This is a genomic window from Streptomyces sp. NPDC046122, from assembly GCF_056429965.1.
In genome coordinates this window covers 48,711-73,636 of record NZ_JBWKLQ010000015.1, presented here as the reverse complement: position 1 = coordinate 73,636, position 24,926 = coordinate 48,711, and the positions used below count along the sequence as shown (strand labels likewise).

Here is a 24,926-nt window from a genome sequence, read left to right as displayed (position 1 = left end):
CCTCACCTGCGAGAACGCAGGCGAATCAACAAGACTCAAGGAGAAGTTGCATGTCTCGGTCCACCGTTACGCGGCGCCTCGCCGGCATCGCCCTGGCCGCCACCGCCGCCACCGGCCTGACCCTCGCGACGGCCGGCACGGCCTCGGCCGCCACCCACAAGAACGGCAGCGTGGAGGTCGGCGAGCTCGGCCTGTACTACAACTCCGACTACCAGGGCTGCACGTTCGACCTCTACACCTCCGACGCCAACTTCTACGGCGACGTCTTCGTCGGCAGCTGCGCAGGCTCGGGGCAGTCCGCGAACGACAACACCGCCTCGTACTGGAACCGCGACTCGATGACCTGGTACGTCTACACCGACGCCAACCGGGGCGGAGTCCGCGGCTCGCTGCCGTCCGACTACTACGGCAACGCGTCCGCGACGTTCAAGAACGAGATCTCTTCGGCGTACTACACGCTCTGACGGCACCGGTCGTGACGCACGGCCCCGCCAGTGAAAGCAGCCGCTGTTCTGCCCGTAAGCGCCGGGCAGAACAGCGGCTGCCGCATCCTACAACCCGGCCGCCCGAAGGATCCGTATGCTTCCGTTCCCCGGCTCGCGCCACCTCCACCGTTCGATGGGTGTGGTCGTCGCCGCTCTGCTCCTCTCCGCCTGTTCCGCCGCCGACGCGGGGCAGGACGACGACACGTCCGAGCCGGAGGTGAAGTCCGTTCCCACGATGACGGCGACCGTGGGCCTCGAGTTCCCCCTGGACGCCTACGAAGCCACCCAGCAGGAAAGGGACGCGGTCGAGCAGGGACAGGGCGCGCTGGTCACCCGTTGCATGGAACGCTACGGCTTCTCGTACAGCCCCCCGCCGCGGCCGGTCTCGAAGGCGGCGACCGACCCGAACGCGCGGATCTTCGGGTTGGTGGACCCGAGGGAGGCGGCCCGGTACGGCTACGGCTCCCCCGGTGAGGCCGAACCACCGGCCAAGGCCGCGAACCCTCTCACCGCGACGGAGGAGCTCGCGCTGCACGGCGGGCCCGGTCTGACGCCGGCCGACATGCCGATGAGCCAGGCGGAGGCCGAGAAGGAGGGCGGCGGCGAGCAGAAGGTGAACGGCAAGGCCGTGCCCGTCGGCGGCTGCGGACGTGAGGCGTTCCTCAAGCTGTACGCTCCCGAGCCGAACGCCGTGGACGCGCTGTACGTCTTCAACCTCAAGTCCGAGGCCGAGTCCAAGGCCCGCGAGGACTCCCGGGTGAAGGCCGTCAACAAGCGCTGGTCGGCCTGCATGGCGAAGCGGGGACATACGGCCGCCGACCCGATGGACGCCAGAGAGGATCTGGGGATCGCGGACGACGCGCTCTCCTCTCCCGCCGCCATCACCGCGGCCAAGGCGGACGTCGCCTGCAAGGAAAAGGTAAATCTCGTCGGCGTCTACTTCGCGGTCCAGTCCGCCTATCAGAACAGGCAGATCGACAAGCACGCCGAAACACTGAACCTGGCCAAGCAGCAGCTCAAAGACCGGCTCAAGCTCGCTGCTTCACTAAGTTCCTGACGAGTAACTGGAAAACACCTTCCGGAACCGCCCAGATAGCGGACTCACATCCGGAGAATAACCCCCCCGTGTTAGATTTCCCCGCTGTTCTGAGCCAATGCCCCGGGGGGGACCATGACGGTTCAATGTGTTGTCTGCGCAGGCCGAAGGCCTGGCATCCCGTGCGAGCACCCATCGGTGACACTCCTCGCACCCACTCCTCTGCGCCACCTCACACCCATGGAGGAGCAGGTCTTCGCCGCCCTGCACTGCGCACCTTCCAATGAGGAAATAGCGGCGCTCCTGAGCATCACCACACGGACGGTGAAGTTTCACGTCGCCAATATCCGAGCGAAGCTGGACGGTCTCACGAGGCTGCGGCTGTGCCTCCTGTCCGCCCTGCACCACAGGGGCCTTCCGGCACTCTGCGCTCCCTGCGCTCAGGCTTTCGCGAATTACCAGAAGCATCCTGCTTCCAATTTCAACCTTTTCGATGCCGGAGTGCGCTGAAGGGCACTTCGGAAAAGGAGGCGGTTCCTGTGTGCCCGGCGGTTCAGCGGCGTCGGTGCACCAGACGGCCGCCCAGAACCGTCGCCACGCAGGTGCCGGCTCCGCGCGCCCGCAGCGCCGTCTCGTCCGGTACGTCGAAGACCGCGAGGTCGGCGCGGGAGCCGACGGTGAGCGGAGACGCGGCCACGGCGGCGAGCGGGGCGCCGCCGGCCAGCGGGTCGAGGCCCGCACCGGCGTCCGCCGGCGGCTCCTGCGGCCGTACCGGACCCACGACCGCGAGCCCGGCGCGGCGTACCGCCTGACGGACCGCCGGGAGCACGAGCGGGCCGGCGACCGCCACCACGCCGTGCGCGAGCAGCTTCTGGGTGCAGCGGCGGGCGCTGTTGCCCCAGCGGGCCTCGGTCATGCGCAGCGCGGCCAGGGCGTCACCGGTGAGGGGACCGGGTCCGAGTGCGTCGGACTCGGCCGGATCCTCCGGGAAGTAGGCGTGCTCCAGCAGGAAGCCGCCGCCGTCGTTGCGCAGCCCCGGCGTGAGCACCCCGGGCCACCGGCGGACGCGGGCCGCCGGACGGGCGGCGGCCACCTCCTCGTACGGTCCGAGCGCGACGACCGCCGTGCCGTCGACGGCGACCGCGCCGAGGACGATCGGCTCCCCGGCGACGGGGACGACCAGATCGGCGGCGTGAATCGTCAGCAAGGCGGCTCCGTGCCAGTCGGGTCGGCGTGCACGCCGCGTCGGTCCGTCTCGGGTCGGCGTCGGGTCAGCTGGTGCTGAGGATCTTCAGCTCGGGGTGCGCGGTGCCGCCCTCGATGGCCGTGGACGACAGGTGGGACACCACGTGGTCGTCGACCGGGTCGTTCGCCGGGTCGTCGTGCACGACGATGTGCTCGTACGTCGTCGTGCGCTGCGCGGGCACGCGCCCCGACTTGCGGATGAGATCGATGATCTCCATCCGGTTCGACCGGTGCCTGGCGCCCGCCGACGACACGACGTTCTCCTCCAGCATGATCGACCCGAGGTCGTCCGCGCCGTAGTGCAGCGACAGCTGGCCGACCTCTTTGCCGACCGTCAGCCAGGAGCCCTGGATGTGCGCGACGTTGTCGAGGAAGAGGCGCGCGACGGCGATCAGGCGCAGGTACTCGAAGAGCGTGGCCTGGGTCCGGCCCTTCAGCGCGTTGTTCTGCGGCTGGTAGGTGTACGGGATGAACGCGCGGAAGCCGCCCGTCCGGTCCTGTACGTCGCGGATCATCCGCAGGTGCTCGATGCGCTCGGCGTTGGTCTCGCCGGTGCCCATGAGCATCGTGGAGGTCGACTCGACGCCCAGGCGGTGTGCGAGCTCCATGATCTCCAGCCAGCGCTCGCCGGACTCCTTGAGCGGCGCGATGGCCTTGCGCGGCCGCTCGGGCAGCAGCTCCGCGCCGGCGCCGGCGAAGGAGTCGAGGCCGGCGGCGTGGATGCGGCGGATCGCGTCCTCGGCGCTCACGCCGGAGATGCGGGCCATGTGCTCGACCTCGGAGGCGCCGAGGGAGTGGATGACGAGCTGCGGGTACGCCGCCTTGATCGCGGCGAAGTGCTCCTCGTAGTACTCGACGCCGTAGTCCGGGTGGTGGCCGCCCTGGAACATGATCTGCGTACCGCCGAGTTCGACGGTCTCGGCGCAGCGGCGCAGGATGTCGTCGAGGTCGCGGGTCCACACCTTGTCGCTCTTGGGCGCGGCGTAGAAGGCGCAGAACTTGCACGCGGTGACGCACGAGTTCGTGTAGTTGATGTTGCGCTCGATGATGTACGTCGCGATGTGCTCGGTGCCGGCGTAGCGACGGCGGCGCACGGCGTCGGCCGCCTGGCCCAGCGCGTGCAGCGGCGCGTGGCGGTACAGGTCGAGCGCCTCTTGCGGGGTGATCCGCCCACCCTCAGCGGCGCGGTCGAGGACGGCTGTGAGGTCGGCCTTCTCAGTCACCGGGGTGTCCCTTTCGGCAGGGTGTGGACGGACCGGTCCAGCCTACGCCAGCCCCCGGCAGGCCCTGCGGGCGGTGGGCGTCCCGCCGCCCGCCCCGACGCGTTCGGGGCGGGTGACGGGTGGCGAAACCTCACCGCGTCGCGCGCGCGGACGCGCCGCGCGCGCCGCGGGTCAGCGGCCGAAGGGGCGCGAGACGCCGTTCTCGGCGTCGAGGAGCTGCTTGACCCTCTTGTCGATCGCCGCGGCCTGGGCGCGGCAGCGCTTGGCCTCCGCGTGGGCGCCGAGGCGGTCCAGCTGCGCGGCCTTGTCCTTCAGGTCCCGGGACTGCTGCTGCAGCTGCCGGATGTCGACCGTGATGGAGCCGCGGGCGGCCATCGCGGTCACGCTCTGCTGGCCGGCGGCCGGGGCGGCCTGGGCGGGCAGAGCGGTGAAGAGAACGCCTCCGGCCACCGCTGCGGTCACAGCGAGCGTGGAAATGCGTCGAAGCATGAGCTTCCCCCTGGTCTGGTTCGAAATGAGGTCATTACCAGCTGGTAACCCCATCCTACGCGATCTTGAGAAGCGTCCGCGTCAGCCCATCCGCCCGCCGGCCGGCCCGCTTCACTCCCGCGTGCCCGCTTCCGCCCGCCCGTCCCGGGGCCCCGGTACGGGCGGGGCCCCGCTCCCGGCGGGGCCCCTCGGATCAGGCCGTCTGCTCGAAGGACTGCAACGTGCGGGTGAAGTCCCGGGTCGACAGCAGGAGCTTGTAGATGATGGCCAGTTCGAAGACCAGCAGCAGCACGCCCGCACCGATCGTCACGGGCGCCACCGCATCGACCGCCGGGGCGACGATGAACACGGCCATCTGGAACTCGATGCCGCTGACCAGGTGCGTACGGATGCGGCGTCGCAGCAGGAAGGTCCGGAATCGGGCGTACCAGGGGAAGCGGTGACGGAACTCCTGGTGCAGGTCGACGACCGTCGGCTTCCGCGGCGTCACCGGGGCCGCGAATCCCTGCGCGGAGGCATCCGCGGCAGCCTCGGCGGCCTCCTCGGCGGCGGCCTCCGCGGAGGCCTGCTCCTCCGCCGTGGTCTGCTCGTGTTCGATGTCCGCCTCGGGGTTGTCGCGCAGCATGTCCTCCATGAAGGCGAGTTCCCGCTGGTTCTCAGCCTTGCGGGCCGCGCGCACCCGGGTCTTGATCTGCTTGCGCATCCCGTGACGGATCTTGAAGATCTGCAGCGCGTCGACGTAGCGCAGCATGTCGAGGAAGACGACGGCGAGCGCCAGCCACAGGAAGATGATCTCGCCGGTCCGGGTGAACTGGCCGCCCATCAGCGCCACGGCGCAGGCCAGGACCCGTATCCGGTCGAAGACGTAGTCCAGCCAGGCGCCGAACACCGAGCCGGTGCCGGTGAGCCGGGCGAGCTTGCCGTCCATGCAGTCGAGGATGAAGCTCACGTGGTACAGCGCGGCGCCGACCAGCAGCCAGCCCCAGCTTCCCGCCGCGAAGCAGCCCGCCGCGCCGAGGCCGAGGAGAAGCGCGACCCAGGTGATCTGATTCGGGGTGATCCGGGTCCACATCGCGGTCCAGCGGACCAGCGGGGTGGCGACCGGGTCCACGAGCAATACGGTCCACCAGGCGTCGCGCTTCTTCTCAGTGGTACGGCGCACCTCGGCGAGGGCCGGCATTTCTCGGAGCATGATCAACTTTCCTGGCGTCTGAGTGTTCGCCCGACGTTAAGAGGCTGTTCAGCAAAGAAACCAGACGCGCGCCATACAACCTTTACTCTGGGGTAACGGTCTTCTTGATCACCCGAGTCGACGGCATTCCCAGACCCGGAACCGCAGGCGGGGAACGCCGCGGCGCCGGGTGCCGCGGATCATGCGGCCCAGGTGGTCAGCCGAGCAGTTCCACGGTGACATCGGCCGGATAGCCGGTCGTCGGACCGGTCCGGCGCGCGAACTCCCGTACGCCGGCCAGCTGGTCGGGGCCGAAGCGGAAGTCCAGGGTCGTGAAGTAGCGCTCCAGCAGCTGCGCGTCGAAGACCTCCCAGCGCGCGGCCTGCTCGGCGACCTTGGCGACCTCTTCCAGGGACAGGTCGCGCGACGTCAGGAACGCCTCGTGCACCTTCTTCACGACGCCCGGCTCCCGCGCGAGGTAGTCCTTGCGCGCCGCCCACACCGCGAAGACGAACGGCAGCCCCGTCCACTCCTTCCACATCTGCCCCAGGTCGTGCACCTGGAGGCCGAGGCGCGGCGCGTCGTGCAGCGCGGCCCGCAGCGCCGCGTCGCCGATCAGCACGGCCGCGTCCGCCTCCTGCATCATCACGCCCAGGTCGGGCGGGCACGTGTAGTAGTCGGGCCGTACGCCGTACTGCTCGGCGAGCAGCAGCTGCGCCAGGCGCACCGACGTGCGCGAGGTCGAACCGAGCGCGACGCGCGCCCGGTCGAGCCGGTCCAGCGGGACCTGGGACACGATGACGCAGGACATGACGGGCCCGTCGCAGCCGACCGCGAGATCGGGAAAGGCGACGAGATCGTCGGCGTTGCGCAGGAATTCGACGAGGGTGACGGGGGCGATGTCGAGATCACCGCGTACGAGTTGCTCGCTCAGTCGCTCAGGGGTGTCCTTCGACAGCTCGAAGTCGAGAAGCGCTCCGGTACGGGCCAGCCCCCAGTAAAGGGGCAGGCAGTTCAGGAACTGGATGTGGCCGACACGTGGCCGGCTGCGACGGTGGTCGACAGCAGTTGAATTGTCCACATCGTGAGGCTAGACCCGCCGGTGGCCCGGCTCGACGGCGGGGCGGCCGAAGGGGCGCCGGTCACCGGGGAAAGACCTGCTGGAAGGCGTTCTGGTGGACGCCGTCAAACTTCTGGGTGACGTGATCTTTCCCTCTTCCACTCTCCCGGAAGTGCGTGCTACGCTCGCCGCAAGTTGCAGTTTGGTTTCCCTTGCAGTACAGAGCCTGCGGAGCATGTGACCCGCAGGCTTTTGTAGTTTTCAGACTTCTTTGCAGGTTCTGGAGCAGGGCAACCCTTTGGCCCATAGGAGGGCTTATGGCTACCGGAACCGTCAAGTGGTTCAACGCTGAAAAGGGCTTCGGCTTCATCGCCCAGGACGGCGGCGGCCCGGATGTCTTCGTCCACTACTCCGCGATCAACGCGTCTGGTTTCCGCTCCCTGGAGGAGAACCAGCAGGTGAACTTCGACGTCACGCAGGGCCCCAAGGGCCCGCAGGCGGAGAACGTCACCCCGGTCTAGTTGCCCGGGCCGACCTGATCGCGGTCGGAACACGCAGTACCCAAGGAGCCCCGTTCCGCGAGGAACGGGGCTCCTGCCTTGTGCTCACCCCGCGCCGGGTCCGGCCTCCTCGTACAGGGCCGCGATCTCGGCGGCGTACCGCTCGACGACCGCCCGCCGGCGGACCTTGAGCGTCGGCGTCAGCACACCGGCGTCCACCGTGAAGTCCTCGTCGAGCACAGCGAAGGCGCGGATCCGCGCGGGCCGCGAGAGCCGGGCGTTCGCCGCGTCGACCGCTTCCCGCACCACGGCGCGCAGCGCCTCGCGGTCGGCCGGGTCGCGGCCCTCCCGCGCCGCCCAGGCCGCGACCTCCTGCGCGTCGAGGGTGACGAGCGCGACGGGGTACGGCCGGCGGTCGCCCACCATCACCACGTGCGACACGAGCGGCGACTGCTGCCGGACGGCCTGTTCGACCAGCGACGGAGTGAGGTTCTTGCCCGCGGACGTGATGATCAGGTCCTTCTTGCGGCCGGTGATCGTGAGGTAGCCGTCGCCGTCGAGCGCGCCGAGGTCCCCGGTGTGCAGCCAGCCGTCCGCGTCGACCGTCTCGCGCGTCGCCGCCTCGTTCGCGTGGTAGCCGGGGAAGACCATCGGGCCGCGCGCCAACACCTCGCCGTCGTCCGCGATCCGCACCTCGCAGCCCGCGACCGGGCGGCCCACCGTCCCGTACCGGACCGCGCCCGGGTGGTTGAGCGAGATGACGCCGCCCGACTCGGTCATCCCGTACCCCTCGAAGACCTGGATGCCGCAGGCGCGCAGGAAGTCCATGGTCCGCGGGGCGATCGGGGCGGCGCCGGTCAGCGCCCAGCGCAGGCTCCCGCCGAACGCGGCCCTGACCGGGCCGTAGAGCCGCTGGTCGGCCTCTTCGTACGCCGCCGCCAACTCCTGCGGAAGCCGTCCCTCCGCCGCCAGCAGGCCGATCCGTACCGCCTCCTCGAACCGTTCGCGGCCGCCCTCCTGCGACGCGGCGAGCGACTGGACCACCGCGTGCACCTTCTCGAAGAGCCGGGGCACGGACGGCAGATGCGTGGGCCGCACCTCGGCCAGCTCGTTCAGCACGTCCTCGACGCGGCCGCCGAAGAAGCACAGCTCGCCGCCGCGCAGGAGGGTCGTGAACTCGATGAGCTGCGCGAGGAGGTGGGCGAGCGGGAGGTAGAGGTACGTGCGGTCGCCCGGCCCGCCGCCGATCAGGGCGAGGTTCGCTTCGAGCACGGCCCCGAGGTTGCCGTGGGTGAGGCGGCAGCCCTTGGGCAGCCCGGTGGTGCCCGACGTGTAGACGATCGCCGCCAGGTCGTCGTCCACGACGGCGGCGGCCCGCGCGGCCCGCTCCGCGGACGTCGCGGGCGGACCGGGCAGCGCGCGCAGCCCTTCCGCGGACAGCACGTGCCGCACCCCGGGGACCTTGGCCCGCACCCCCTCCACGCGCGCCGTCCGCTCGGCGTTCTCGCAGATCACGACCGTGGCGCCGGAGTCACCGAGCACCCAGGCCAACTCCTCGTCGCCCGCCGTCGGATAGACGGGGACGACGACCGCGCCCGCCGCGAGCACGGCGAGGTGCGCGTAGGTCCACTCGACGCGGGTCTCGGAGAGGATCGCCACGCGGTCCCCCGCCCGGACGCCGGTGCCCGGTCCGGTCAGCCCGGCCGTGATCGTGCGCACGGTGTCGCGCAGCGCGGTGTACGAGACGGGCGGCATCCCCCTGGCCCGCAGCGCCGGGTGGTCCCCGTACCGCTCTGCCGCCCACTCGGTGAACAGCGCGAGGGTGCCGGGCCGACTGCTCGTGCCACCTGTTCGACTCATGCGTCCGACGGTAGGTACGCCGGGAGGCCGCCGGGGATGACGGAAAACGTCACCACCACTGACCGCGCCGCTCATCCCCGCTACCGTCGTGGACCATGGCGACCACGGCCAAGAGGACGATCACCGTGCACCACGTACGGGCCGTGCTGCGCGGCGCCGAGCGGCGCGGCATCGACACCGTGCCGCTGCTCCAGGCGGGCGGCATCCCGCCGCTCCTGCTCGGCGACGACCGGGCGCGCGTCACGGCCGCGCAGTTCGCGGGCCTCTTCCGGGCGCTGTACCGGGCGACGCGGGACGAGTTCCTGGGGCTGGCGTCCGTGCCGAGCAGGCCGGGCACCTTCGCGATGATGTGCCACGCCACGCTGGGCTGCCGGGACCTGGGGGCGGCGGTCGAGCGGGGGACGGCCTTCTACGGCCTGTTCCCCGGCGGCCCGGACCTCGTACTCGAACGCGGCGGCGGTGAAGCGGCGTTCACGGTCCGCAGCGCGCCGGACCGCGACGAGGACCGGTTCCTCAGGGAGTGCCTGCTGATCATCTGGCACCGGCTGTGCAGCTGGCTGATCGGGCGGCGCATCCCGCTGCGGTGGGCCGCGTTCGACTACCCGCCGCCGCCCCACGAGGACGAGTACGACCCGCTCTTCGGCTGCCCCGTCCGCTTCGGCGCCGCACGCACGGGCGCCGGCTTCGACGCGCACTGGCTCGGCGCACCGCTCGTACGGGACGAGGCGGAGCTGCACACGATGCTCAGCCGGGCCCCGTTCGAGCTCCTGCGCCGTCGCGAGTACGGCACGACCGTGGCCGAACAGGTCCGCCACGCCCTCGCGCAGTCCCTGCGCGCGTCGCCCCGGCTTCCCCCCCTCGGCGAGACGGCGGCCCGGCTGGCGGTGAGCCCCGCGACGCTGCGCCGCCGCCTCCAGCGGGAGTCGACCTCCTTCCAGCAGCTCAAGGACGCGGTACGCCGTGACGCGGCCATCGCCGGTCTGACGGAGGGGAGCGAACCGATCGCGGAACTGGCGGCGCGGCTCGGCTTCTCCGAGGACACGTCCTTCCACCGCGCGTTCCGCCGCTGGACGGGGACGACGCCGGGGGCGTACCGGGTGGGCGGCGGCACGGGGCCGGGGTGACGGGCCGGGGCGGGCCCCGCGAAGGCGGTGGCCGGCGCGGAAGATCACCGGCCGGGTGGCTTTCCGCCCGGGGCGCGTCCCTGGCGACCGTCCGCGTCGTTGACATGCGGGGTCAGCAAAGCTGAGCTTCCCGGTCAGCTCCGTACCTACCGGTCAGTCACTACCGTCTCGGCAACGACCCCAGCCCCCCGTAGGAACGTTGGGAGAGCCGTATGAGTCACCCGAGCCGCACCCGCACCCGCACCCGCGTCCCCGTCCGCGCCAGAGTGGTCACCACCCTCACCGCCCTGGCCGCGATCACCCTCACCGCCGTCCCCGCCGGCGGCTCCGCCGCGGCGGCGGCGCAGTCGCCCGGCGCGCCCGGCGACCTCCTGAGCTCCGCCCCCACGTCGTTCCACCCCCTGCCCAACCAGCCCACCCGCACCGACGCCTGGCACATCACCTACCGCTCCACCACCGCCAAGGGCGCGCCCAACGTGGTGTCCGGCACCGTGATCGTGCCCAAGGACGGGCGCACCGGCCCGCGCCCGCTCGTCACGTACGCCGTCGGGACCGTCGGGCTCGCCGACCAGTGCGCGCCGAGCGCCGGGTTCCCCGAGGGCACCACCGTCGAGGCGACCCTCATCAACCAGGCCGTCCAGCGCGGCTGGGCCGTCGCCGTCACCGACTACGAAGGGCTCGGCACCCCGGGCGACCACACGTACACCGTCGGCCGCGCGGAGGGTCACGCCGTCCTCGACGCCGCCCGCGCCGCCCTGCGCCACCCGGAAGCCGGCCGCAGCGGTCTGGGCGACGACTCGCCCATCGGCATCATGGGCTACTCCCAGGGCGGCCAGGCGTCGAGCTGGGCCGCCGAACTGCACGACTCGTACGCCCCCGAACTCAACGTCAGGGGGACGGCGACCGGCGGTGTTCCGGCCGACCTGCTCGACGTGGCCGAGTTCAACGACGGCAACATCGGCGCGGGCCTGATCCTGATGGCCGCCACCGGCCAGCAGGCGGCGTTCCCCGAGCTGGACCTCGACAAGTACCTCAACGCCAAGGGCCGCGTCTACGTCGACTTCATGAAGAAGAACTGCGTCGCCGTCGACACGGTCGCGGGCCTCTTCCAGCGCATCTCCGATGTCACCGTCACCAACCCGCTCGAACAGCCCGACTGGCAGCAGCGGCTCAACGAGTCGAACGTCGGCACCCGCGCCCCCGGTCACCCCGTGTACCTCTACCACGGCGGGCTCGACGAGCTGATCCCGTACTCCGTGGGCAAGCAGCTGCGCGCCGACTGGTGCCGCAGGGGCGCGAACGTCCAGTGGCGCTCCCACCCCCTCCTCGGGCACATCGGCGCGGTGACCGCGGGCGCCGTCCCGGCGATGGACTGGCTGGGCCAGCGCTTCGCGGGCGAGCCGGCCAGGAGCAATTGCCCCTAGCGGCGGGCGGAGGGGCGTCCCCGTCCCACCCGGGCGCCCCTCCTCCCCCGGCCCCCCCCTCACCGCCGGTACAGCGCCGCGATCTCCTCCCCGAACTGCCGTACGATCGCCGCCCGCCGGAGCTTGAGCGACGGCGTCAGACAGCCGTTCTCCTCCGTGAACTCGACCGGCAGGACCGTGAACCGGCGGATCGACTCCGCCCGCGACACCAGCCGGTTGGCCTCGTCGACGGCCCGTTGCAGCGCGGCCCGCAGGTCCTCGTCGTCGACCAGCTCGCGCAGCGGGACGTCCTGCTTGTTCGTCATCCGGCGCCAGTGCCCCAGACCGTCCGGCTCCAGCGTCAAGAGGGCGGTGATGTACGGCCGGTCGTCCCCCAGCACCACGCACTGGCCCACCAGCGGATGGGCCCGCAGCCAGTCCTCCAGGGGCGCCGGGGCGACGTTCTTGCCCCCCGAGGTGATGATGACGTCCTTCTTGCGGCCGGTGATGGTCAGGTAGCCGTCGTCGTCGAGCGCCCCCAGGTCGCCGGTGGCGAACCAGCCCCCCTCACCGGTCACGTCCACGGGCGCCTGCCGCTCCCGGTCCCAGTAGCCGCCGAAGACCTGACCGCCGCGCAGCAGCACCTCCCCGTCGTCGGCGATGCGCACCCCCGTGCCGGGCAGCGGCCAGCCGACCGTACCCAGGCGGGGCCTGAGCGGCGGGGTCACCGTCGCGGCCGCCGTCGTCTCGGTCAGCCCGTACCCCTCGAATATCTCGATCCCGGCGCCCGCGTAGAACGACGCCAGACGCCGCCCGAGCGGTGAGCCGCCGCAGATCGCGTACGTGACCCTGCCGCCCAGCGCCGCCCTGATCCGCCGGTAGACCAGCGGATCGTAGAGCGCGCGGGCGGCGCGCAGCCCCAGGCCGGGGCCCTCCCCCGTCCCGTGCTCCCGCGCCTCCAGTGCCTGCCCGTACCGCTGCGCGATCCGGGAGGCGCGGTCGAACGAGGCGGCGCGGCCCATCTTCTCGGCGGTCGCGCGCCCGGTGTTGTAGACCTTCTCCAGTACGTACGGAATGGCGAGCAGGAACGTCGGGCGGAAGCCGCCGAGCGCGGCCAGCAGGTCGTCGGTCGCGATGCTCGGCGCGTGGCCGAGCCGTACCCGGGCCCGCAGGCAGGCGACCGCGACCATCCGGCCGAAGACGTGCGACAGCGGCAGGAACAGCAGGGTGGACGCGGGCTCCCGGCTGACCGACGTGAAGACCGGGTGCAGCAGCTCGATCGCGTTGTCGACCTCGGCGAAGAAGTTGGCGTGGGTGAGGACGCAGCCCTTGGGGCGGCCCGTCGTCCCCGAGGTGTAGATGAGGGTGGCGACCGCCTCCGGCGCGAGGCCGGCGCGGCGCGCGGTGACGACGGCGTCGGGTACGTCCCGGCCGGCCGTCCGCAGCCGGTCGACCGCGCCGGTGTCGAACTCCCACAGGTGCGCGAGGTCGTGGAGGTGCTGGCGCTCCGGACTGATGACCCTGGCCTGCTCGGCGCTCTCGATGGCGCAGGCGACGGCGCCGGAGTCCTGGAGGATCCAACGGGCCTGGAAAGCGGAGGAGGTGGGGTAGATGGGAACGGTGACCAGGCCCGCCGCCCAGGCGGCGAAGTCGAGGAGCGTCCATTCGTACGTCGTACGGGACATGATCGCGATCCGGTCGCCGGGCCGCAGCCCTTCCGCGATCAGGCCCTTGGCCACCGCGAGCACGTCGGCGGCGAACTCGGCCGCCGTCATGTCGCGCCAGGAACCGTCCGGTCGGCGCCGTCCGAGCACGGGATCGGCCGGGGCCTCGCGGGCGTTGTCGAACGGGATGTCGGCGAGCGAGCCGCGCCGCACGGGCGGCACGAGCGCCGGCACGGACACCTCCCGCACCACACCGTCCACTCGGGTCTTCTCGGGAGGGCGCGGCCGGAGCCTCGGCTCCGTCAGCGGTGGTACGGGCGCGGGGTGCATCATCTCGACCTACTCCTGACCCTTGAGTAACCTTACTCCGGAGTAAATCTACGACCGAGCAGGGAGTCCGGACAATGACCTCGCTCGTACCGCTCCTCGCCCTCGGGGCGCTCACCTCGCCCTTCAAGCGCCCGGTCTCCCCCACGACCGCCCTCCCCACCGCCCGCCTCACCCACGCGGCCACCCTTGTGCCGCTGGACCACGGCCAGTTGGCCGCGTACGCCCGCATCTGCGGCTTTCCCTGCACCGACCCGCTGCCGCTCACCTATCCGCACGTCCTCGGCTTCCCCCTCGCCCTGCGCGTGATGACCCGGCGCGCCTTCCCGCTGCCGCCGGCCGGGCTGGTCCACACCGGCGTCACGCTCACCCGCCACCGGGCGCTGCGCCCGGACGACCGCCTCGAACTGACGGTGTACGCCGCCGGGTTGCGCCCCCACCGGCGCGGCACGGAGGTCGCCATGGTCACGGAGGTGCGCCTGGACGGCGCCCTGGCCTGGGAGTCCCGCAGCACGTACCTGGCCCGCCACCGCACGACCGCGAGCGCCGGCACGCCGCTCCGCCCGGCCCCCTCGCCCGCCGGGCTCCCGGCCGTCGCCACCTGGGACCTGCCGGCGAACCTGGGCCGGCGCTACGGCGTCGCGTCCGGCGACCTCAACCCCATCCACCTGCATCCGGCGACGGCGCGGCTGTTCGGCTTCCCGCGCGCCGTCGCCCACGGCATGTGGACGTTGGCCCGGTGCGTTGCGCGGCTCGATCCCGCCGACCGGGCCCATGTACGGGCCGACTTCAGGGCACCGGTCCTGCTCCCGGCGACCGTCACCTGCGGGGCGGCGGGCGACGCCTTCGAGGTACGCGGGCAGGACGGCCGCGTCCACCTCACGGGGACGTGGTCGGCCGCCCGGCCGGACTCACGGGCGCGCTGAGGGCGAAGGCGCCCAGCGCCGCCCGTTCATGAGGTTCCCCAGGCCCGCCCAGGCGAAGTTCATCAGCGTCGCGGCGGTCTCCTTCGCGGAGACGCCGGGCGTCTCGTTCCCCCATCCGGCGAGCGACTCGGCGGCCCCCACCAGCGCGTGGGCGAGACCGGCCACTTCCCGCTCGGCCAGCTCCGGGTCGCAGTCCGCCTCGCGGGCCGCGGCCCCTATCAGGTAGGTCACGAAGGTGAGGATCTCCGCGCGCATGGCCGAGACCTCGGCGGCGAACGGCTCCCCGTGCGTACGGGCCTGGTGGTGCAGGACCGCCCAGCCGTCCGGGTTCTCGGCGGCGTGGGTGAAGAACGCCCGCAGCCCGTCCCACAACTGACGGTCGGCCGGCGCCCCGGGCTCGACCCCGGCCCGTACCGCCGCGAGCAGCGCGCCCGCCTCGCGCCGGATGCAGGCTGTGAACAGCTCTTCCTTGGAGTTCAGATACAGGTAGACGAGCGGCTTCGACACCCCGGCCAGCTCGGCGATCTCGTCCATCGACGCGGCCCGGTAGCCCCGCTGCCCGAAGGTCTGCACGGCGGCGTCCATCATCTGCCGCTCCCGCACGGCACGCGGCATCCGCTTGCCCTTCACAGCCCCACCCACGTCCGCATCCTCCACCCGGCAGCCCGCCGCACCGCACAGCGCGGCCCCCTCCCGGTAAGCGTACGGCGCTGCCCCGGCCGGAACCCGAAGTGCCCCTGAACGCCGGGCGTCCAGGGGCACTTCGCCGGTGTGGCACACGCTCACGCGGTGACGGGCACCGCGACCTTCTCGTCGGCGTCGCGCACCTCGGCGCGCACGTCCTCACGGTCGTCGACCGGCGACGACGAGGCCGAGTTGTACGCGTCGTGGTCGAGGATCTTCTCGCGTGCCGCGACGACGACCGGCACGAGCGCCTGGCCCGCGACGTTCGTGGCGGTCCGCATCATGTCCAGGATCGGGTCGATCGCCATCAGCAGGCCCACGCCCTCCAGCGGCAGGCCCAGCGTCGAGAGGGTCAGCGTCAGCATCACCGTCGCGCCCGTCAGACCGGCGGTGGCCGCCGAGCCGATGACCGAGACGAAGGCGATCAGCAGGTAGTCCTGGACGCCGAGCTGCACGTCGAAGATCTGCGCGATGAAGATCGCGGCGAGCGCCGGGTAGATCGCGGCGCAGCCGTCCATCTTGGTCGTCGCGCCGAACGGCACGGCGAAGGACGCGTACTCCTTCGGAACGCCCAGGCGCTCGGTGACGCGCTGGGTGACCGGCATGGTGCCGACGGAGGAGCGGGAGACGAAGGCCAGCTGGATGGCCGGCCAGGCGCCCTTGAAGAACTGGAGCGGGTTGACCTTGGCGACCGTCGCGAGCAGCAGCGGGTAGACGCCGAACAGCACGATGGCGCAGCCGATGTAGACGTCGGCGGTGAACGTCGCGTACTTGCTGATCAGCTCCCAGCCGTAGTCGGCGATGGCGAAGCCGATGAGGCCGACGGTGCCGACGGGCGCGAGGCGGATGACCCACCACAGGGCCTTCTGGAGCAGCTCCAGGACCGCGTTGCTGAGCTTGAGGATCGGCTCGGCCTTGTCACCGAGCTGCAGGGCGGCGATACCGGCGACGGCGGCCATGAAGACGATCTGCAGCACGTTCAGTTCGGTGAACGGCGTGATGACGTCGGTCGGCACGATGCCGGTGAGGAAGTCGATCCAGGAACCGGAGCCCTCAGGCTTCCGGCCGTCCTTCGGCGTCAGGCCCGTACCGGCGCCCGGGTTGGTGACCAGGCCGATCGTGATGCCGATGGCGACCGCGATCAGCGACGTGATCATGAACCAGAGGAGCGTGCGGGAGGCCAGCCGGGCGGCGTTGTTGACCTTCCGCAGGTTGGTGATCGACACCAGGATCGCGAAGAAGACGAGCGGCGCGACGGCCAGCTTCAGCAGCTGGACGAAGATGCCGCCGACCTGCTCGAGCGTGGTCTTCAGCCAGCTGACGTCCTGGCTGCGGGCGAGCCAGCCAAGGAGGACGCCGAGGACCAGACCGACGATGATCTGGGCCCAGAAGGGGAACTTGTCGGATATCCGGAAGCGGGTCTTCTGCTTCTCGGGCGCGCTGTCGGGCGCGGTCGCGGAGTTCGCGGACACGGACACACTCCGTTGATGACGTACGGCGATACGGGGACGGGGGTGCGGCGGCCGTGAGCTGCACGGGCACGGGACGTGCTGGAGCCTGGAGCGGTCGCCGCTGCGTGATGTCGCTTCTGATGTCAGATGTGGCGGCGACAGGCCGCGGACATGCAGCGGCAGAGATCGACGTGCAGGCGCGCCACCAGCACGAGCGGGACGCTCGTGTCGGGGAGGTGCGCGGCTGCTGTCGTCATGCCGAGAACGTTAACACTTGTACTTTGAGAACATCAAAGCTGTTCTTTGGGTAAGCGGTCCCGCCGCAACGCCAACACCCCGGCCCCGGACGGGTGTCCGGGACCGGGGCGCCGGTCGGGCTGTTGAGTGTGACGTGCCTTACGCGGGCGGCTACTGGGCCAGACCGTCTTCCTGCCTGCGGTTGGACTCCAGCCTGGCCTTCGCGCTGTCCACGCGCTCGACGATCCGCTCGGACATCGCGTCCCGCTGCTTGCGCAGCAGCACGAAGCTGAGCGGCGCGGAGACCACGATGGCGAGCATCAGGACCCACAGCAGGTTGGAGTTGCCGAGACCGGCCGGCAGCACGCCGAAGTGGACCAGGCCCCAGATGACGAAGAAGCAGCCGACGAAGACGCCCAGGCGCATGGCGGTGTAGCGGATCGTTGCGTGCTTGGTGCTCACGGGGGACCTTCTTCTCAACGGCACCTAAAGGGTCCCCACCAGTCAAGCACAACCGCCCGGCGAGCCGTCCGGGACCCCGGCCCTCGCGCGGCCGCAGCGGTGAAGGCGCCGGTCAGTGCAGTTCCAGCAGCATGACGATGTCGTCGCGGTCGTCCCCCGGCGCGACGCGGATCGCGCCGGGCACCCGCCCGACCTCCTTGTAGCCGCAGGAGGCGTAGAAGCGGTCGACCCCGGTGCCACCGCGGCAGGTCAGCCGTATCGCGTCGATGCCCTCGAAGCCGCGGACCGCCGACTCGGCGGCGGCCATCAGGTCGCGTCCGTACCCCTTTCCCTGGTGGGAGGTGTGGACCATCACCGTGTAGAGCCACACCCAGTGCCGCATCAGCCGGTGCGTGTTGTGCGTGATGAAGGCGGTCGCGCCGACCGCGCCCTCCTCGTCGTACCCGACGAGCAGCCGGGTACGGCCGTCACTGATCGCGGCGAGGTGCCTGAGCCACTCGGGCCGGATGTCGTCGTGGGTGACGGGAGGCACGAAGCCGACGGCCCCGCCCGCGTTGGAGACGTCCGCCCACAGGCCGAGGACGCCGTCGCGCAGGCCGGGGCCGATCCGGGGATCGAGTTCGAAGGTCAGCGCCATGCGTTCGACGATAAACGGATCAGCCGAGCGCCTGCGCCGCTATCCGCAGGTCGGACACCAGGCCGCCGTACGCCGCCTCGCGGTCGTCCGCGCGCAGGACCGCCGAGGGGTGGATGGTGGCGACGACGCTCTCGCCGCGCCCTTCGAGCGGCAGCAGCATCCCGCGCTGCTTCGTCACCCGGAACGAGGAGCCGAGCAGCGCCTTCCCCGCGGTGGCGCCCAGCACGACGATGATCTCGGGGCCGACCACGCGCAGTTCGGCGTCGAGCCACGGCTTGCAGGCGGTCATCTCGCGCAGGTTCGGCGCCTTGTGGATGCGGCGCTTGCCGCGCTCCGGGGCGATCTCGAACTTGAAGTGCTTGACGGCGTTGGTGACGTACGTGTCGTCCGGGTCGATCCCGGCCTCGTCCAGGGCCCGGGTCAGGACCTTGCCCGCGGGCCCGACGAACGGGCGGCCCTGCCGGTCCTCCTGGTCGCCGGGCTGCTCACCGAGCAGCAGGACGCGGGCGTCCGGGCTGCCGGCGCCGAAGACGGTCCGGGTGGCGTCCCGGTGCAGCGGACAGCCGCGGCAGCCGGCCGCCGCCTCGCGCAGGCCGGGGAGCCCGGCGCGGGGGCCGGGGAGGAAGGGCTCGGCGTCGTACGCGTCCTCGGGGGCGGGAGGCCCGGTGTGGCTCGCCATGCGGCCCGGGTACCCCCGGGCCGCCCGGCGACACCACAAACCGGCCCTTACCGTCGCCGAACCACTCGTACGGGTCAGACGCGCATGGCCTGCGGCGACTCGCGGCGGTCGGCCTCCGGGCCCGGGTACTCGCGGATGATCTCGTACCGGGTGTTGCGCTCCACCGGGCGGAAACCGGCGTCCCGGATCAGCTCCAGCAGGTCCTCGCGGCCCAGCTTGTTCGGCGTGCCGTAGTTGTCCGCGTCGTGCGTGATCTTGTACTCGACGACCGAGCCGTCCATGTCGTCCGCGCCGTGCTGCAGCGCGAGCTGCGAGGTCTGCACGCCGTGCATGACCCAGAAGACCTTGACGTGCGGCACGTTGTCGAAGAGCAGCCGCGAGACCGCGAACGTCTTCAGCACGTCGACGCCGCTCGCCATCGTCGTACGGGCCTGAAGGCGGTTGCGGATCTTGCCGTCCTTCATGTCCTCGAAGTCGTGCTGGTAGCGCAGCGGGATGAAGACCTGGAAACCGCCGGTCTCGTCCTGGAGCTCGCGCAGCCGCAGTACGTGGTCCACGCGGTGGCGCGGCTCCTCGATGTGCCCGTACAGCATGGTCGAGGGGGTCTTGAGGCCCTTCTCGTGCGCGAGGCGGTGGATCCGCGACCAGTCCTCCCAGTGGGTGCGGTGGTCCACGATGTGCTGGCGGACCTCCCAGTCGAAGATCTCCGCGCCGCCGCCGGTCAGCGATTCGAGACCGGCCTCGATGAGCTCGTCGAGGATCTCGGACGCCGACATGCCGGAGACGGTCTCGAAGTGGTGGATCTCGGTGGCCGTGAACGCCTTCAGCGAGACGTTCGGCAGCGCCTTCTTCAGCTCGCTCAGCGACCGCGGGTAGTAGCGCCAGGGGAGGCTGGGGTGCAGGCCGTTGACGATGTGCAGCTCGGTGAGGTTCTCGTTCTCCATCGCCTTGGCGAGCTTGACGGCTTCCTCGATGCGCATCGTGTACGCGTCCTTCTCGCCCGGCTTGCGCTGGAACGAGCAGTACGCGCACGACGCGGTGCACACGTTCGTCATGTTGAGGTGGCGGTTGACGTTGAAGTGGACGACGTCGCCGTTCTTGCGCGTACGCACCTCATGGGCGAGGCCGCCCAGCCAGGCCAGGTCGTCGGACTCGTAGAGGGCGATGCCGTCCTCGCGGGTCAGCCGCTCCCCGGCCCGGACCTTCTGCTCCAGCTCGCGCTTCAGCCCCGCGTCCATGTACGGCCGCCTCCCATATGTCTACGTAAAACAGGCTCCACCCACGGTACGCCTAGCTTTCCTCGGGCAGTTCCCCGACCCGGTTCTCCCACTTGGTGGAGAGCACGATGGTGGTGCGCGTACGGGAGACGCCCCGCGTGCCGGAGAGCCGGCGGATCGTCTTCTCCAGGCCGTCGACGTCGCCCGCCCGGATCTTGAGCATGTACGAGTCGTCGCCCGCGATGAACCAGCAGTCCTCGATCTCCGCGAGATCGCGCAGCCTGCGTGCCACGTCCTCGTGGTCGGCGGCGTCGGACAGCGAGATGCCGATCAGCGCGGTGACGCCGAGGCCGAGCGACTTGGCGTCGACCGTGGCGCGGTAGCCGGTGATGACACCCGCCGCCTCGAGACGGTTGATGCGGTCGGTGACGCTGGGGCCCGAGAGGCCGACGAGCCGGCCGAGCTCGGCGTACGAGGCCCTGCCGTTCTCCCTGAGGGCCTGGATGAGCTGCCTGTCCACGGCGTCCATATGCCTGAAGCCTTCCATTGTTCAGCAATACCGCGAGTTTACGTTTGCCATCTAAGGCGCGCAGGGGCCAACGCCCGGCGAAGTCTCTCAGACGATCAAGGGCGCGGGTCCGGCCGGTCCGGCCGGGAGCCCCCCAGCTCGCCCTCCCAGCGGCGGTACAGGCCGTGCGGCACGCCCACCGCGTCCAGCACCCGCCCCGCGACGAAGTCCACCAGGTCCTGGATGTGCGTCGCCCCCGCGTAAAAGGCGGGGGACGCCGGCAGCACCACGGCCCCCGCCTCGTCCAGCGCCACCATGTGCTTCAGGGTCTGGCCGCTCAGCGGCGTCTCGCGCACCGCGACCACGAGCGGGCGCCGCTCCTTGAGCGTCACGCTCGCCGCCCGTTGCAGCAGGTCCTTGGAGAGCCCCAGCGCCACGCCGGCCACGCTGGCGGTCGACGCGGGGACGATCAGCATCCCCTTGGCCGGGTACGAGCCCGACGAGGGCCCGGCGGCGAGATCGCCGGCGGCCCAGTGGCGCACGTCGCCGACATCGGCCGTGAACGTGCCGGGCTTGCCGTCCGCGCCGCGCGCCAGCCAGGTGCGCAGGTCCTCCTGCCAGTGGGCGTCGCGGAACGCGATCCCGGTCTCGTCCAGCAGCGTCAGCCGCGAGGCCCGGCTGACCACCAGGTCCACGCTCTCGCCCGCGTCCAGCAGCCCGCGCAGCACGGCGGCGGCGTACGGCGTGCCGGACGCGCCGGAGACGCCGACGACCCAGGGGCGGCGCGGCGGCCGCCCCGGCTGCTGACTGCGTGCTCGTCCTGACTCCACGTGCCCGACCTTATCCAAGCCGCCGTGCGCGGAACCGAGTCAGGTGCCCGGGACGTTCTCCTGGCAGGCCGCACGGGCCGCTCGCACCGCAGGGGGATGCCATGTCACCGACCGCCACCGACCGGAGCCGGAGCCGTCCGGTGCGGACCGCCGCCCTGCTCATGCTCGGCTGGGTCGCGCTGCTGTGGGTCCTGGAGGCGCTGGACGCCGCGACCGGCGCGCTCAACACGTACGGGCTGAGCCCCCGAGACGCCGGCGAGCTGCGCGACGTACTGCCGATGTCGTTCCTGCACCACGGCTTCGACCACGTCGCGTCGAACACGGTGCCGCTGCTGATCCTCGGCTTCCTGGCCGCCCTGAGCGGCACAGGCCGCTTCGTCGGCGTGGTCCTCACGATCATGCTCGTCGGCGGGCTCGGGGTGTGGCTCACCGCCCCGTCGTACTCCAACACGGCGGGCGCGTCGGTGGTCGTGTTCGGCCTCCTGGGCTACCTGCTGGTGCGCGGCTTCGTCGACGGCAGCGCGCGCGACATCGTGATCGGCCTGCTGGTCGGGGCGTTCTACGGCTCGCTGCTGTGGGGTGTGCTCCCGACGGACACGGCCGTCAGCTGGCAGGGCCACCTCTTCGGGCTGATCGGCGGTGTGCTCGCCGCCTTCGTGTTCCGGCGGCGGGGGCCCGTCGTCACACCGTGAGGCCGCGCACCAGCAGGTCCAGCAGCGCGCACACGAACAGCGCGATGCCGATGAAGCCGTTGGTCGAGAAGAACGCCCGGTCGAGGCGGGACAGGTCGTGCGGCTTCACGATCGTGTGCTCGTAGAGGAAGGCCACGGTCACGATCACCAGGCCGGCCCAGAAGAACACCCCGGCACCGGTGGCCAGCGCGTACCAGACCAGCAGGGCCGTCGTCACGGCGTGGCAGGCCCGCGCGCCGTACAGCGCGGCGGGGACGCCGAAGCGCGCCGGCACGGACTTCACGCCGTGGGCGCGGTCCGCGTCGACGTCCTGGCTGCCGAAGATCAGGTCGAAGCCGCCGATCCAGATGCCGACCGCGAGGCCCAGGATCACCGCGTCCCAGGACCATGTCCCCGTGATCGCCAGCCAGGCTCCGATCGGGCCCATCGCCTGGGCGAGGCCGAGGATCGCGTGCGGGAAGTTCGTGAAGCGCTTCCCGTACGGATAGACCACCATCGGCACGACGGCGATCGGCGCCAGCGCCAGGCACAGCGGGTTCAGCGCGGCCGCCGCGCCGAGGAAGACGACGACGGCGATCAGCGCGCCGGTCCACGCCGACCGCACCGAGACCGCGCCGGTGACGAGCTCGCGGTTGGCGGTGCGCGGGTTACGGGCGTCCAGCTCGCGGTCGATGATCCGGTTGCACGCCATCGCGAACGTGCGCAGCCCCACCATCGCGACGGTGACGAGCAGCAGCTTGCCCCAGTGGATGTTCCGGTCCAGCTGGAACATCGCGGTGAGGGCGGCGATGTACGCGAAGGGCAGCGCGAAGACCGAGTGCTCGATCATCACGAGCCGCAGGAATGCCTTGGTCCTGCCGCCCTGCGGGACAGCCGCGGCGGCGCTGCTCACAGCCCGTACTCCTTCCACCGGCGGTCGACCTTCGACGCCGTCTCCGGGTCCGACTCGACCATGTTCGGCCAGCCGCCGTCCCGGGTGTAGCCCTCCTCGGGCAGCTTCTTCGTGGCGTCGATGCCCGCCTTGCCGCCCCAGAACTGCTGGTACGAGGCGTGGTCGAGATGGTCCACCGGGCCCTCGACCACCGTGAGGTCGCGCGAGTAGTCCACGTTCCCCAGGGCCCGCCAGGCCACCTCGTGGTAGTTGTGCACGTCGCAGTCCTTGTCGACCACGATGATCAGCTTCTCCAGCGAGAGCATGTGCGCGCCCCAGATGGCGTGCATGACCTTCTGCGCGTGCTTCGGGTACTTCTTGTCGATCGCCACGATGACGCAGTTGTGGAAGCCGCCCGCCTCCGGCAGGTGGTAGTCCACGATGTCCGGCACGATGATCTTGAGCAGCGGCAGGAAGAAGCTCTCCGTCGCCCGCCCCAGCGGCCCGTCCTCCGTGGGCGGCCTGCCGACCACGATCGACTGGAGCAGCGGACGCCGCCGCATCGTGATCGTGTCGATCGTCAGCGCGGGGAAGTCCTCCTGCGGCGTGTAGAACCCGGTGTGGTCGCCGAAGGGCCCTTCCGGCAGCATCTTCCCCGGCTCCAGCCACCCCTCCAGCACGACCTCGGCCTGCGCCGGGACCTGGAGCGGAACCGTCTTGCAGTCGACCATCTCGATCCGCCGGCCCGACAGGAATCCGGCGAAGAGGTACTCGTCGATGTCCCCCGGCAGCGGCGCCGTGGAGGCGTACGTCACGGCGGGCGGCGCGCCGAAGGCGATCGCGACCGGCAGCCGTTCACCGCGCCGGGCCGCCACCTGGTAGTGGTTCCGGCTGTCCTTGTGGATCTGCCAGTGCATGCCGATGGTGCGCTTGTCGTGGCGCTGGAGCCGGTACAGCCCCAGGTTCCGGATGCCCGTCTCCGGGTCCTTCGTGTGCGTGAGCCCCAGGTTGAAGAAGGACCCGCCGTCCTCGGGCCAGGTGAACAGCGCGGGCAGCCTGTCCAGGTCCACGTCGTCGCCCGTCAGGACGACCTCGTGCACCGGGGCCGCGTCCGACTTGACCTTCTTCGGCGGCACGTGGGCCATCGACCCGAGCTTGCCGAACGCCTCCCGCACGCCGACGAAACCGTGCGGCAGCTCCGGCTTCAGCAGCCCGCCGATCTTGTCCCGGATGTCGTCGTACGACTTCAGTCCGAGCGCCTTGAGCAGCCGGCGGTCCGTGCCGAAGACGTTCATCGCCAGGGGCATCGCGGAGCCCTTGACGTTCTCGAAGAGAAGCGCCGGGCCGCCCGCCTTGTTCACGCGGTCGACGATCTCCCCGACCTCGAGGTAGGGATCGACTTCGGCCTTGATGCGCTTGAGGTCGCCCTCGCGCTCCAGCGCCCGGAGCAGCGAGCGAAGATCGTCGTAAGCCATGTGGTCCAGTATCCGGTACGCACTACGCTTGGCCCGTCACCGGGGCCGAGCACCGCGCCCCGCGGTCTGCGCTCTGGGAGCTTGCACTCATGCTCAGGTATCTGCCGTTCCTTCTGGTCCTGGCGCTGTGGATCTACGCCTTCATCGACTGCCTGAACACCCCCGAGGACGAAGTCCGCCACCTGCCCAAGGTGGTCTGGGTGATCATCGTGCTGCTCTTCGGCGAGGTCCTGATCGGCCCGGTCGCCTGGCTGGCGGTGGGCAAGGTCCGCAAGGGCCCGCGGGGCGGGAGCACGCCCTCCGAGTGGCGCCGCGGAAACCGGCAGCAGTGGGTCGCCCCGGACGACAACCCCGACTTCCTCAAGTCCCTCAAGGACGAGGCCGCGTCGTCCGGGACGAGTGGCGAGGACGAGTCGAGGATGAAGGACTGGGATGCGGACCTGCGCCGCCGCGAGGAGGACCTCAAGCGCCGCGAGGACGGCGGCCCCGAGGACCCGACGCCCCCGAAGTCCTGACCCGGCGGCCGGAAGTCCCTGACGCGGCGCCCCCGAAGCCCTCACCCGGCGGCCGGCGGAACGAGCCGGCGCACAAGTCGAAAACCTGTGCCCCGTCAGCTCACTTTCAGTAAGCTGGAGTTAACGTAGCGACACCTGTTGCTGGTGCGGGGGGG

Annotated in this window: 26 protein-coding genes; 9 read left to right on the top strand and 17 right to left on the bottom strand. The window is 71.1% G+C overall.

Annotated elements, in window-relative coordinates; all coding sequences use genetic code 11:
* The first annotated feature begins 50 nt into the window (after window positions 1-50).
* The 3 genes from AC07FK_RS28820 to AC07FK_RS28810 all read left to right on the top strand — a co-directional run bounded on the left by AC07FK_RS28820 (window position 51) and on the right by AC07FK_RS28810 (window position 2,031).
* The gene (locus tag AC07FK_RS28820) at window positions 51-464 is read left to right on the top strand and encodes a peptidase inhibitor family I36 protein (protein ID WP_479107886.1); all 414 of its coding nucleotides are present in this window, start codon (window positions 51-53) and stop codon (window positions 462-464) included.
* Window positions 465-579: 115 nt separating this feature from the next.
* Entirely contained in the window at window positions 580-1,542 is a 963-nt protein-coding gene (locus AC07FK_RS28815) for a hypothetical protein (protein ID WP_479107885.1), read from the top strand.
* Window positions 1,543-1,761: 219 nt separating this feature from the next.
* Window positions 1,762-2,031 (top strand): LuxR C-terminal-related transcriptional regulator, encoded by a 270-nt coding sequence (locus AC07FK_RS28810; RefSeq protein WP_479107884.1) that lies wholly within the window; start codon window positions 1,762-1,764, stop codon window positions 2,029-2,031.
* Window positions 2,032-2,074: 43 nt separating this feature from the next.
* On the opposite strand, the gene AC07FK_RS28805 is transcribed toward AC07FK_RS28810, so the two are convergent.
* The 5 genes from AC07FK_RS28805 to AC07FK_RS28785 form a co-directional block, all read right to left on the bottom strand.
* Window positions 2,075-2,728, bottom strand: a complete 654-nt coding sequence (locus AC07FK_RS28805; protein ID WP_479107883.1) for a hypothetical protein — start codon at window positions 2,726-2,728, stop codon at window positions 2,075-2,077.
* Window positions 2,729-2,792: 64 nt separating this feature from the next.
* The gene (gene mqnC, locus AC07FK_RS28800; RefSeq protein ID WP_479107882.1) at window positions 2,793-3,989 is read right to left on the bottom strand and encodes a cyclic dehypoxanthinyl futalosine synthase; all 1,197 of its coding nucleotides are present in this window, start codon (window positions 3,987-3,989) and stop codon (window positions 2,793-2,795) included.
* Window positions 3,990-4,160: 171 nt separating this feature from the next.
* Complete coding sequence (locus AC07FK_RS28795; protein WP_479107881.1) at window positions 4,161-4,478, bottom strand: hypothetical protein; 318 nt, start codon at window positions 4,476-4,478, stop codon at window positions 4,161-4,163.
* A gap of 193 nt (window positions 4,479-4,671) precedes the next feature.
* The gene (locus AC07FK_RS28790) at window positions 4,672-5,670 is read right to left on the bottom strand and encodes a CDP-alcohol phosphatidyltransferase family protein (RefSeq protein WP_479107880.1); all 999 of its coding nucleotides are present in this window, start codon (window positions 5,668-5,670) and stop codon (window positions 4,672-4,674) included.
* A gap of 196 nt (window positions 5,671-5,866) precedes the next feature.
* Window positions 5,867-6,730 carry a menaquinone biosynthetic enzyme MqnA/MqnD family protein gene (locus AC07FK_RS28785; protein WP_479107879.1) on the bottom strand — a complete coding sequence of 288 codons (864 nt, stop codon included), beginning with the start codon at window positions 6,728-6,730 and terminating at the stop codon, window positions 5,867-5,869.
* A gap of 296 nt (window positions 6,731-7,026) precedes the next feature.
* Between AC07FK_RS28785 and AC07FK_RS28780 the strand changes: the two genes are divergently transcribed.
* Window positions 7,027-7,230, top strand: coding sequence for a cold-shock protein (locus AC07FK_RS28780; RefSeq protein WP_003984261.1), 204 nt, complete (start codon window positions 7,027-7,029; stop codon window positions 7,228-7,230).
* A gap of 84 nt (window positions 7,231-7,314) precedes the next feature.
* Here the strand turns inward: AC07FK_RS28780 and AC07FK_RS28775 are convergent, their stop codons facing one another.
* Window positions 7,315-9,069 (bottom strand): AMP-dependent synthetase/ligase, encoded by a 1,755-nt coding sequence (locus AC07FK_RS28775; RefSeq protein ID WP_479107878.1) that lies wholly within the window; start codon window positions 9,067-9,069, stop codon window positions 7,315-7,317.
* Window positions 9,070-9,164: 95 nt separating this feature from the next.
* On the opposite strand from AC07FK_RS28775, the gene AC07FK_RS28770 reads away from it, so the two are divergent.
* Together AC07FK_RS28770 and AC07FK_RS28765 are read left to right on the top strand one after the other, a co-directional pair.
* Window positions 9,165-10,193, top strand: a complete 1,029-nt coding sequence (locus tag AC07FK_RS28770; protein WP_479107877.1) for an AraC family transcriptional regulator — start codon at window positions 9,165-9,167, stop codon at window positions 10,191-10,193.
* A gap of 212 nt (window positions 10,194-10,405) precedes the next feature.
* Window positions 10,406-11,617 (top strand): lipase family protein, encoded by a 1,212-nt coding sequence (locus tag AC07FK_RS28765; protein WP_479107876.1) that lies wholly within the window; start codon window positions 10,406-10,408, stop codon window positions 11,615-11,617.
* A 59-nt stretch (window positions 11,618-11,676) separates the two neighbouring features.
* On the opposite strand, the gene AC07FK_RS28760 is transcribed toward AC07FK_RS28765, so the two are convergent.
* Complete coding sequence (locus tag AC07FK_RS28760; protein ID WP_479107875.1) at window positions 11,677-13,593, bottom strand: AMP-dependent synthetase/ligase; 1,917 nt, start codon at window positions 13,591-13,593, stop codon at window positions 11,677-11,679.
* Between the two features lie 71 nt (window positions 13,594-13,664).
* Here AC07FK_RS28760 and AC07FK_RS28755 point away from each other — a divergent pair, with 71 nt between their 5' ends.
* The gene (locus AC07FK_RS28755; protein ID WP_479107874.1) at window positions 13,665-14,513 is read left to right on the top strand and encodes a MaoC/PaaZ C-terminal domain-containing protein; all 849 of its coding nucleotides are present in this window, start codon (window positions 13,665-13,667) and stop codon (window positions 14,511-14,513) included.
* Here the strand turns inward: AC07FK_RS28755 and AC07FK_RS28750 are convergent.
* The 8 genes from AC07FK_RS28750 to AC07FK_RS28715 all read right to left on the bottom strand — a co-directional run bounded on the left by AC07FK_RS28750 (window position 14,499) and on the right by AC07FK_RS28715 (window position 21,218).
* Window positions 14,499-15,128 carry a TetR/AcrR family transcriptional regulator gene (locus tag AC07FK_RS28750; protein WP_479107957.1) on the bottom strand — a complete coding sequence of 210 codons (630 nt, stop codon included), beginning with the start codon at window positions 15,126-15,128 and terminating at the stop codon, window positions 14,499-14,501. The genes AC07FK_RS28755 and AC07FK_RS28750 overlap by 15 nt on opposite strands.
* Before the next feature lie 167 nt (window positions 15,129-15,295).
* Window positions 15,296-16,669 (bottom strand): dicarboxylate/amino acid:cation symporter, encoded by a 1,374-nt coding sequence (locus tag AC07FK_RS28745; RefSeq protein ID WP_479107873.1) that lies wholly within the window; start codon window positions 16,667-16,669, stop codon window positions 15,296-15,298.
* Between the two features lie 387 nt (window positions 16,670-17,056).
* Entirely contained in the window at window positions 17,057-17,311 is a 255-nt protein-coding gene (locus AC07FK_RS28740) for a DUF4229 domain-containing protein (RefSeq protein ID WP_479107956.1), read from the bottom strand.
* A 148-nt stretch (window positions 17,312-17,459) separates the two neighbouring features.
* Window positions 17,460-17,984, bottom strand: coding sequence for an N-acetyltransferase family protein (locus AC07FK_RS28735; protein WP_479107872.1), 525 nt, complete (start codon window positions 17,982-17,984; stop codon window positions 17,460-17,462).
* A 19-nt stretch (window positions 17,985-18,003) separates the two neighbouring features.
* A complete protein-coding gene (locus AC07FK_RS28730) occupies window positions 18,004-18,663 on the bottom strand; it encodes a UdgX family uracil-DNA binding protein (RefSeq protein WP_479107871.1) in 660 nt (219 codons plus the stop codon).
* Window positions 18,664-18,737: 74 nt separating this feature from the next.
* On the bottom strand, window positions 18,738-19,901 hold the full coding sequence (gene mqnE / locus AC07FK_RS28725; RefSeq protein ID WP_214908279.1) for an aminofutalosine synthase MqnE: 1,164 nt from the start codon (window positions 19,899-19,901) through the stop codon (window positions 18,738-18,740).
* A gap of 52 nt (window positions 19,902-19,953) precedes the next feature.
* Window positions 19,954-20,409 carry an Lrp/AsnC family transcriptional regulator gene (locus AC07FK_RS28720; protein WP_479107870.1) on the bottom strand — a complete coding sequence of 152 codons (456 nt, stop codon included), beginning with the start codon at window positions 20,407-20,409 and terminating at the stop codon, window positions 19,954-19,956.
* Window positions 20,410-20,504: 95 nt separating this feature from the next.
* A complete protein-coding gene (locus AC07FK_RS28715; protein WP_479107869.1) occupies window positions 20,505-21,218 on the bottom strand; it encodes a UbiX family flavin prenyltransferase in 714 nt (237 codons plus the stop codon).
* Window positions 21,219-21,319: 101 nt separating this feature from the next.
* On the opposite strand from AC07FK_RS28715, the gene AC07FK_RS28710 reads away from it, so the two are divergent.
* Entirely contained in the window at window positions 21,320-21,910 is a 591-nt protein-coding gene (locus AC07FK_RS28710; RefSeq protein ID WP_479107868.1) for a rhomboid family intramembrane serine protease, read from the top strand.
* Here the strand turns inward: AC07FK_RS28710 and mqnP are convergent.
* Both mqnP and AC07FK_RS28700 read right to left on the bottom strand, forming a co-directional pair.
* Window positions 21,900-22,802, bottom strand: a complete 903-nt coding sequence (mqnP, locus tag AC07FK_RS28705) for a menaquinone biosynthesis prenyltransferase MqnP (protein WP_479107867.1) — start codon at window positions 22,800-22,802, stop codon at window positions 21,900-21,902. The two genes, AC07FK_RS28710 and mqnP, sit on opposite strands and share 11 nt — an antisense overlap.
* The gene (locus tag AC07FK_RS28700; protein WP_479107866.1) at window positions 22,799-24,256 is read right to left on the bottom strand and encodes a menaquinone biosynthesis decarboxylase; all 1,458 of its coding nucleotides are present in this window, start codon (window positions 24,254-24,256) and stop codon (window positions 22,799-22,801) included. Before AC07FK_RS28700 ends, mqnP begins: the two co-directional genes overlap by 4 nt.
* Window positions 24,257-24,345: 89 nt before the next feature.
* Between AC07FK_RS28700 and AC07FK_RS28695 the strand changes: the two genes are divergently transcribed.
* Complete coding sequence (locus AC07FK_RS28695) at window positions 24,346-24,771, top strand: PLD nuclease N-terminal domain-containing protein (protein WP_479107865.1); 426 nt, start codon at window positions 24,346-24,348, stop codon at window positions 24,769-24,771.
* The last annotated feature ends 155 nt before the right edge of the window (window positions 24,772-24,926 follow it).

What these genes read in the sequence shown, in the direction of transcription:
- AC07FK_RS28750 (WP_479107957.1), bottom strand. Translation starts at nt 15,128, where the DNA reads ATGCCGCGTGCCGTGCGGGAGCGGCAGATGATGGACGCCGCCGTGCAG.
- AC07FK_RS28735 (WP_479107872.1), bottom strand. Translation starts at nt 17,984, where the DNA reads ATGGCGCTGACCTTCGAACTCGATCCCCGGATCGGCCCCGGCCTGCGC.
- AC07FK_RS28765 (WP_479107876.1), top strand. Translation starts at nt 10,406, where the DNA reads ATGAGTCACCCGAGCCGCACCCGCACCCGCACCCGCGTCCCCGTCCGC.
- AC07FK_RS28760 (WP_479107875.1), bottom strand. Translation starts at nt 13,593, where the DNA reads ATGATGCACCCCGCGCCCGTACCACCGCTGACGGAGCCGAGGCTCCGG.
- AC07FK_RS28770 (WP_479107877.1), top strand. Translation starts at nt 9,165, where the DNA reads ATGGCGACCACGGCCAAGAGGACGATCACCGTGCACCACGTACGGGCC.
- AC07FK_RS28810 (WP_479107884.1), top strand. Translation starts at nt 1,762, where the DNA reads ATGGAGGAGCAGGTCTTCGCCGCCCTGCACTGCGCACCTTCCAATGAG.
- AC07FK_RS28795 (WP_479107881.1), bottom strand. Translation starts at nt 4,478, where the DNA reads ATGCTTCGACGCATTTCCACGCTCGCTGTGACCGCAGCGGTGGCCGGA.
- AC07FK_RS28815 (WP_479107885.1), top strand. Translation starts at nt 580, where the DNA reads ATGCTTCCGTTCCCCGGCTCGCGCCACCTCCACCGTTCGATGGGTGTG.
- AC07FK_RS28780 (WP_003984261.1), top strand. Translation starts at nt 7,027, where the DNA reads ATGGCTACCGGAACCGTCAAGTGGTTCAACGCTGAAAAGGGCTTCGGC.
- AC07FK_RS28775 (WP_479107878.1), bottom strand. Translation starts at nt 9,069, where the DNA reads ATGAGTCGAACAGGTGGCACGAGCAGTCGGCCCGGCACCCTCGCGCTG.
- AC07FK_RS28740 (WP_479107956.1), bottom strand. Translation starts at nt 17,311, where the DNA reads ATGCGCCTGGGCGTCTTCGTCGGCTGCTTCTTCGTCATCTGGGGCCTG.
- AC07FK_RS28790 (WP_479107880.1), bottom strand. Translation starts at nt 5,670, where the DNA reads ATGCTCCGAGAAATGCCGGCCCTCGCCGAGGTGCGCCGTACCACTGAG.
- mqnE (WP_214908279.1), bottom strand. Translation starts at nt 19,901, where the DNA reads ATGGACGCGGGGCTGAAGCGCGAGCTGGAGCAGAAGGTCCGGGCCGGG.
- AC07FK_RS28720 (WP_479107870.1), bottom strand. Translation starts at nt 20,409, where the DNA reads ATGGACGCCGTGGACAGGCAGCTCATCCAGGCCCTCAGGGAGAACGGC.
- AC07FK_RS28700 (WP_479107866.1), bottom strand. Translation starts at nt 24,256, where the DNA reads ATGGCTTACGACGATCTTCGCTCGCTGCTCCGGGCGCTGGAGCGCGAG.
- AC07FK_RS28710 (WP_479107868.1), top strand. Translation starts at nt 21,320, where the DNA reads ATGTCACCGACCGCCACCGACCGGAGCCGGAGCCGTCCGGTGCGGACC.
- AC07FK_RS28730 (WP_479107871.1), bottom strand. Translation starts at nt 18,663, where the DNA reads ATGGCGAGCCACACCGGGCCTCCCGCCCCCGAGGACGCGTACGACGCC.
- AC07FK_RS28755 (WP_479107874.1), top strand. Translation starts at nt 13,665, where the DNA reads ATGACCTCGCTCGTACCGCTCCTCGCCCTCGGGGCGCTCACCTCGCCC.
- AC07FK_RS28820 (WP_479107886.1), top strand. Translation starts at nt 51, where the DNA reads ATGTCTCGGTCCACCGTTACGCGGCGCCTCGCCGGCATCGCCCTGGCC.
- AC07FK_RS28695 (WP_479107865.1), top strand. Translation starts at nt 24,346, where the DNA reads ATGCTCAGGTATCTGCCGTTCCTTCTGGTCCTGGCGCTGTGGATCTAC.